The organism is Ramlibacter sp. (assembly GCF_035706265.1).
Taxonomy (GTDB): domain Bacteria; phylum Pseudomonadota; class Gammaproteobacteria; order Burkholderiales; family Burkholderiaceae_C; genus Ramlibacter.
In genome coordinates, this window is sequence record NZ_DASSVG010000661.1 from 1 (window position 1) to 6,720 (window position 6,720).

Below are 6,720 nucleotides of genomic sequence, written 5' to 3' on the forward strand. Positions count from 1 at the left end.
GGCTTCACGCGGTTCGCGACCCTCGCGGGCCTCACGCGGCTCGCGGCCCTCGCGGGCTTCACGCGGCTCACGGCCCTCGCGGGCCTCACGCGGCTCGCGGCCCTCGCGCGGCTCGCGGCCCTCGCGCGGCTCGCGGCCTTCACGGCCCTCGCGCTGGTCCCGCGCTTCGCGCTGCTCGCGGCCTTGCCCGCGCTCACCACGTTCGCCGCGTTCACGCCGGCCTTCCTGGCCGCGGCCCTGCTGGCCTTCGCCACGCTGGCCATTGCCTTCGGCGCCTTCGGCCACTGCGCGGTCGCGGCGAGGCTCGCCTTCGCGGCGGCGGTCGCGGCCGCCGCGCTCGCCACGGCCTTCACCGCGGCGGCGGTCACTGCGCTCGCCGCGGCCCTCGCCGCGTCGCTCTTCCTTCTTCGCTTCGGGCGCGGGGGCCGCAGCGGCGGCCGGCGCCGGCTCGGCGGCGGGGGTCAGGCCCAGCACGCTCTTGAACCAGGAGAAGAAACCCTTCTCCGCCGGCGCTTGCGGCCGCACGGGCGCCGCGGCAGGCGCGGGCGCGGGGGCCGGGGCGGCCTTGGCCACCGGTTCCGGCGTGGCCGGCTTCGGCGTCGGCAGCGGCGCCGGCGCGTCGGGCAGCACGCCCTTGATCACCGGCTCCTGCTTGTTCACCCGCTCGTGCGAGCGGCGCGTGACCTGCGTGTCGTCGAAGTCCTCGGCCATGTGGTAGCTGGCCTTCAGGTTGTCGAGGCGCGGGTCGTCGTGCTTCAGGCGCTCGAGCCGGTAGTTGGGCGTCTCCAGCGTCTTGTTGGGGATCATGATCACGCTGATCTTCTGCTTCAGCTCGATCTTGGCGATCTCGGTGCGCTTCTCGTTCAGCAGGAAGGAAGCGACTTCCACCGGCACCTGCACCTGCACGGCGGCGGTGCTGTCCTTCATCGCCTCTTCCTGGATGATGCGCAGGATCTGCAGCGCGGAGCTCTCCGTGTCGCGGATGTGGCCGTGGCCGCCGCAACGCGGGCAGGGGATCGACGCGCCTTCGGACAGGGCCGGGCGCAGGCGCTGGCGGCTCATTTCCATCAGGCCGAATTTCGAGATCGAACCGAACTGCACCCGGGCGCGGTCCTGCCGCAGGGCGTCGCGCAGGCGGTTTTCCACCTCGCGGCGGTTCTTCGACTCCTCCATGTCGATGAAGTCGATCACGATCAGGCCGCCCAGGTCGCGCAGGCGCATCTGGCGCGCCACTTCGTCGGCGGCTTCCAGGTTGGTGCGGGTGGCCGTCTCCTCGATGTCGCCGCCCTTGATGGCACGGGCAGAGTTGACGTCGATGGAGACCAGCGCTTCGGTGTGGTCGATCACGATCACGCCGCCGGAGGGCAGCTTGACCTCGCGGGCATAGGCCGACTCGATCTGGTGCTCGATCTGGAAGCGCGAGAACAGCGGGGAATCATCCCGGTAGCGCTTCACCTTGTTCGCATGCTCGGGCATGACATGCGACATGAACTGGTGCGCCTGCTCGAAGATATCGTCGGTATCGATCAGGATGTCGCCGATATCGTTGTTGAAGTAGTCGCGGATCGCGCGGATCACCAGGCTCGACTCCTGGTAGATCAGGAAGGCGCCCTTGCCGCCCTTGGCGGCGCCTTCGATGGCGCCCCACAGCTTCAGCAGGTAGTTCAGGTCCCACTGCAGCTCGGGCGCGCTGCGGCCGATGCCCGCCGTGCGGGCGATGATGGACATGCCGTTGGGATACTCCAACTGGTCCATGTTTTCCTTGAGTTCCGCCCGGTCATCGCCCTCGATGCGGCGGCTGACGCCGCCGCCGCGCGGGTTGTTGGGCATCAGCACCACGTAGCGGCCGGCCAGCGAGATGAAGGTGGTGAGGGCCGCGCCCTTGTTGCCGCGCTCTTCCTTCTCCACCTGGACCAGCAGCTCCTGGCCTTCCTTGATCACGTCGTTGATCCGGGCCTGCGAGGGCGAGACGCCCGGCGCGAAGAACTGCTTGGAAATTTCCTTGAACGGCAGGAAACCGTGGCGATCCTCGCCGTAATCCACGAAGCAGGCTTCCAGCGACGGCTCCACGCGCGTCACCACGGCCTTGTAGATGTTGCCCTTGCGCTGCTCGCGCCCTTCGATCTCGATCTCGTAGTCGAGGAGCTTCTGCCCGTCGACGATGGCCAGCCGGCGTTCTTCGGCCTGGGTGGCATTGATCAGCATCCGCTTCATTTAGCGTCACCTTTGTTCTTCGACACAACGCGCCCCTTGCGGGCGCGAACTTCGATGCCGGGACGGACGCTTCGAAACGCGGGAATGGCCGACGTGCGGTGCGGAGCGGCTAGCTCAGCAACCTACGCAAGGGCACAGGGATGGGGGCGAGGGGGCGACGGCGCTGCACCGCAAAGGCTGCGGTGGGAATCGTGCCGGCAAGGGGCCACGGGACCTGCATGGCGGGCGCCGGCAGCAGCCAGCGCCAGAAAGCCAGGAGGAGCACCATCAGCACCGCGTTGTCTCGCTTTGATCCGTCCGCCAGCGCCTTGCTGGCGGACTTTGTATTCCGTTCAGTGTTTCGAAGAGCCGGACCGTGCCGGAGCCGGGCATGCGCTGGAGAGGGGCGAAAGGCCCGATCTGCGCGCGCCGGTGCCGGTGGCATCGACCTGCCAGTGCTGCGATGGTCAGGGCGTGGACTAAACTGCCAGCCAAATCAACCACTTACAGCGTAACCCTGGTGAAACCGATTATAGGGGGCGGCTCGCCCCCTGCAAGCGCCGAGGTCCAATTTCTGACAGTCGGGGAGGAGTCGGCCGGCCAGCGACTGGATAATTTCCTCATCCGCATCCTCAAAGGCGTGCCCAAGACGCACGTCTACCGCATCATCCGCTCCGGCGAGGTGCGGGTGAACAAGGGGCGGGCCTCCGCCGATGCGCGGGTGGGCCTCGGCGACGTGGTCCGGGTGCCGCCGGTCCGGGTGTCGGAGGCCGTGGCCGCCAAGGCCGACCGGCCGGCGCCGGCGCGCGAATTCCCCATCCTGTTCGAGGACGAGCACCTTGTTGCCATCGACAAGCCGGCCGGCGTGGCCGTGCACGGCGGCAGCGGGGTGAGCTTCGGGGTCATCGAGCAGCTGAGGCAGGCCCGGCCGGCGGCGAAATTCCTGGAGCTCGTGCACCGGCTGGACCGCGAGACCTCCGGCATCCTGCTGGTGGCCAAGAAGCGCTCGGCCCTCACCAAGCTGCAGGACCAGTTCCGCGAGCGCGAGACCGGCAAGACCTACCTGGCCCTGGTGGCCGGCGCCTGGCCCGCCAACCGCAAGGTGATCGACCAGCCCCTGCACAAGTACCTGCAGGCCGACGGCGAACGCCGCGTGCGCGTGGTGGCCAAGGACGACCCGGACGGCATGCGGTCCATCACCCTCGTGAAAGTGGCGCAAAAGGCTTTCCTCCCTCCCCCCCTGGGGGAGGGCAGGGGTGGGGGCACTCCGCAGGCTCCCGAAGCCACTCTCCTCGAAGTCACCATCAAGACCGGCCGCACCCACCAGATCCGCGTCCACCTCGCCAGCGCCGGCCATCCCATCCTCGGCGACGACAAGTACGGCGACTTCGAATTGAACAAGGCGCTGGTGCGCCAGGGCCTCAAGCGCATGTTCCTGCACGCGTGGCGGTTACAGTTCGATCACCCCGCCACCGGCGAGCGCATCACCCTGCAGGCGCCCCTGCCTGCGGACCTGCAGAAATTCACCGACCATGCCCGGATCCCGCCCCCGCCAGTACGACCTGATCGCCTTTGACTGGGACGGCACGCTGTTCGATTCCACCAGGATCATCGTGCGCTGCATCCAGCAGGCGGTGGTCGACGTGGGCGGCGCGATGCCCACCGAGCGCGATGCCGCCTACGTGATCGGCATGGGCCTGATGGAAGCGCTGGCGCATGCCGCGCCGGACGTGCCGCGCGAGCGCTATGCGGCGCTCGGCGCTGCCTACCGCAAGCACTACCTCGCGCACCAGGACGACATCTCCCTCTTCGAGGGCGTGCTGCCCATGCTGGACGAACTGCGCCAGCGCCAGCACTGGCTCGCCGTCGCCACGGGCAAGTCGCGCCGCGGGCTGGACGAGGCGCTGCGCTCGGCGCAGCTCGCCGGCGTGTTCAACGGCTCGCGCACGGCCGACGAGACGGCCGGCAAGCCGGATCCGACCATGCTGCTGGAGCTGATGCGCGAATTCGGCACCGAGCCGGAGCGCACCCTCATGATCGGCGACACGACGCACGACCTGCAGATGGCCCTGAATGCCGGCTGCGCGAGCATCGGCGTGAGCTACGGGGCGCATCCGACCGAAGGTTTCGAGGCGCTCGCGCCGCGCGCCATCGTGCATTCGGTACGCGAACTGCACGACTGGCTGCTGCGCAACGCGTGAAAGCCGTGGACGAGACGCCCGTTCCCCTGTGCAACTCGCGCGACCTGGCCGACGGCGGCCTGGCCGTGCCCTTCGACGTGGTCTACGGCGGCCAGACCTGCCGCGCGTTCGCGATCCGCTGGAAGGGCCAGGTCCACGCCTACCTGAACCGCTGCTCGCACGTGGCGATGGAGCTGGACTGGCAGCCGAACCGGTTCTTCGACGACAGCGGCCAGTGGCTGCTGTGCGCCACGCACGGCGCCGTCTACCGGCCCGACACCGGCGCCTGCGCGGGCGGCCCCTGCCGCGGCCCGCTGGTGCGCATCGCCGTCACCGAAAAGGACGGCATCGTGCACTGGCATACTGCCTTCAATCTCCACCCGGTTTCGTAATGGCTCCCCCCCGAAGCGCCTTCGGCGCCTCCCCCTCGAGGGGGCGCCACCAGCGGCCCGGCGAAGCCGGTTCCGCGGTGGCACTGGATCAGGCCTCGCGCTGATTGCGGCGGGGGTGCCCTGGAGAACTGAATGAGTAACGAAAACGATCGCGAACTGCCGCCGGCGCCGCCGCCGGCCGATTCCGCCCCCGTGCGCGCGGAGGCCACCCCGGGCTGGGAGCGCAAGACGCTGGAGAAGCTGCTGTTCGCCACCCTGGAGGAACAGAAGACGCAGCGCCGCTGGCGCACCTTCGTGCGCCTGGCCTGGCTCGCCTTCTTCATCGTCCTGATCTGGCTGCTCACGTACAAGGGCACGCCCGGTGCGGACAAGGCGCAGCCGCACACCGCGGTGATCGAGATCGAGGGCGAGATCGGGCCCAAGAGCGAGGCCAGCGCGGAGTTCATCGTCGCTGCCGCGAAAGCGGCCTTCGAGGACGCCGGCGCGCAGGGCGTGGTGCTCCTGATCAACTCGCCCGGCGGCAGCCCGGTGCAGGCCGGCATCGTCAACGACGAACTGCGGCGGCTGAAGGCGCGCTACAAGAAGCCGCTGTACGCGGTGGTCGAGGAGTCCTGCGCTTCCGCGGCCTACTACATCGCCGTCTCGGCCGACCGCATCTTCGTGGACAAGGCCAGCATGGTGGGCAGCATCGGCGTGCTGATGGAAGGCTTCGGCTTCGTCGGCCTGATGGACAAGCTGGGCGTGGAGCGCCGCCTGCTGACGGCGGGCGAGAACAAGGGCTTCCTCGATCCCTTCAGCCCGCAGACCCCGCGCCACCGCGAGCACGCGCAGCAGATGCTGGACCTGGTGCACCGCCAGTTCATCGAGGTGGTGCGCACGGGCCGCGGCAAGCGCCTGAAGGAAGTGCCGGAGCTTTATAGCGGCCTGTTCTGGACCGGCCAGCAGGCGGTCGACCTGGGCCTGGCCGACCAGCTCGGCAACCTGGACTACGTCGCCCGCGAGGTGATCAAGGCGGAGGAACTGGTGGACTACACGCGCCACGAGAACGTGGCCGAAAAGCTGGCCAAGCGCTTCGGCGCCGCGATCGGCGAAGGCGCGGTGAAGGCGCTGCGGGCGGTGCCAGCATTGCAGTGAGCCTGGCGGCCCCGCTTCGTCACGCCCCGATCGCGAACACCGCCGGCGTGTCGTTCTTCACCGGCGCCGGCCGCTGCTTCCAGGCCGCCACGCTCGCACTGCGGCAACTCCCCAGAGGCAGCGTGAGCCCCATCCCCACCGCCACCCGCGTCTGCGGCTTCAGCACCTGCAGCAGCGCCTGCCACATCGCCTCGTTGCGATACGGCGTCCCGATGAAGATCTGCGTCTGCCCCGTGCGCAAGGCCAGGGCCTCCAGCTCGCGCAGGCGCTGCGCGCGGGCAGCCGCTTCCTGCGGCAGGTAACCCACGAAGGCGAAGTTCTGGCCGTTGAGGCCGCTGGCAGCGAGCGTCAGCAGCAGGGACACCGGGCCCACCAGCGGCACCACCTCGATCCCGAGTTCGTGCGCGGCCCGCACCACCGACGATCCCGGATCGGCCACGGCCGGCATGCCGGCTTCGCTGAGCAAGCCCATGTCCTCGCCCTGCACCGCCGCCTGCAGCAGCGGGCGTGCATCGAAGGACGCGGGAGCATGGTCGCCCTTCTTGTGCACTTCGCGCGGCAACTCCGCGATGCGCTGCTGCTGCAAGGGCAGGGCGAGCGGCTGCACCTCGCCCACGCGCTTGAGCGTCGCCCGCGCGCTCTTCGCGTTCTCGCAGATCCAGTGCGTCAGGCGCGCCGCCACCGCCAGCGTGCCGGCCGGAAGCACCTCGCCGATCGGCACGGTCGCTGCGCAGCCGAAATCCAGCGGCGCGGGAACGAGATAGAGCCGCCCCGGCATCAGAACACGCGCAGCCCCGCCGCGCGCAGCATGCGGCAGGTGC

Annotated in this window: 6 protein-coding genes; 4 read left to right on the forward strand and 2 right to left on the reverse strand. The window is 69.5% G+C overall.

Features of this window, described 5'->3' with window-relative positions:
• The coding region (locus tag VFM98_RS23710; RefSeq protein WP_325112358.1) for an Rne/Rng family ribonuclease at positions 1-2,214 on the reverse strand (2,214 nt) is incomplete at its 3' end.
• A 499-nt stretch (positions 2,215-2,713) separates the two neighbouring features.
• Here VFM98_RS23710 and VFM98_RS23715 point away from each other — a divergent pair.
• The 4 genes from VFM98_RS23715 to VFM98_RS23730 all read left to right on the forward strand — a co-directional run bounded on the left by VFM98_RS23715 (position 2,714) and on the right by VFM98_RS23730 (position 5,899).
• Positions 2,714-3,769 carry an RluA family pseudouridine synthase gene (locus VFM98_RS23715; RefSeq protein WP_325112359.1) on the forward strand — a complete coding sequence of 352 codons (1,056 nt, stop codon included), beginning with the start codon at positions 2,714-2,716 and terminating at the stop codon, positions 3,767-3,769.
• Positions 3,726-4,394: an HAD-IA family hydrolase gene (locus tag VFM98_RS23720; protein ID WP_325112360.1), complete on the forward strand. Its 669-nt coding sequence runs from the start codon at positions 3,726-3,728 to the stop codon at positions 4,392-4,394. Before VFM98_RS23715 ends, VFM98_RS23720 begins: the two co-directional genes overlap by 44 nt.
• Before the next feature lie 5 nt (positions 4,395-4,399).
• Positions 4,400-4,765 carry a Rieske (2Fe-2S) protein gene (locus tag VFM98_RS23725; protein WP_325112362.1) on the forward strand — a complete coding sequence of 122 codons (366 nt, stop codon included), beginning with the start codon at positions 4,400-4,402 and terminating at the stop codon, positions 4,763-4,765.
• Between the two features lie 132 nt (positions 4,766-4,897).
• Entirely contained in the window at positions 4,898-5,899 is a 1,002-nt protein-coding gene (locus VFM98_RS23730) for a S49 family peptidase (RefSeq protein WP_325112361.1), read from the forward strand.
• Between the two features lie 19 nt (positions 5,900-5,918).
• Here VFM98_RS23730 and VFM98_RS23735 read toward each other — a convergent pair whose 3' ends face one another.
• Positions 5,919-6,677 carry an SAM-dependent methyltransferase gene (locus tag VFM98_RS23735; RefSeq protein ID WP_325112363.1) on the reverse strand — a complete coding sequence of 253 codons (759 nt, stop codon included), beginning with the start codon at positions 6,675-6,677 and terminating at the stop codon, positions 5,919-5,921.
• Between the last annotated feature and the right edge of the window lie 43 nt (positions 6,678-6,720).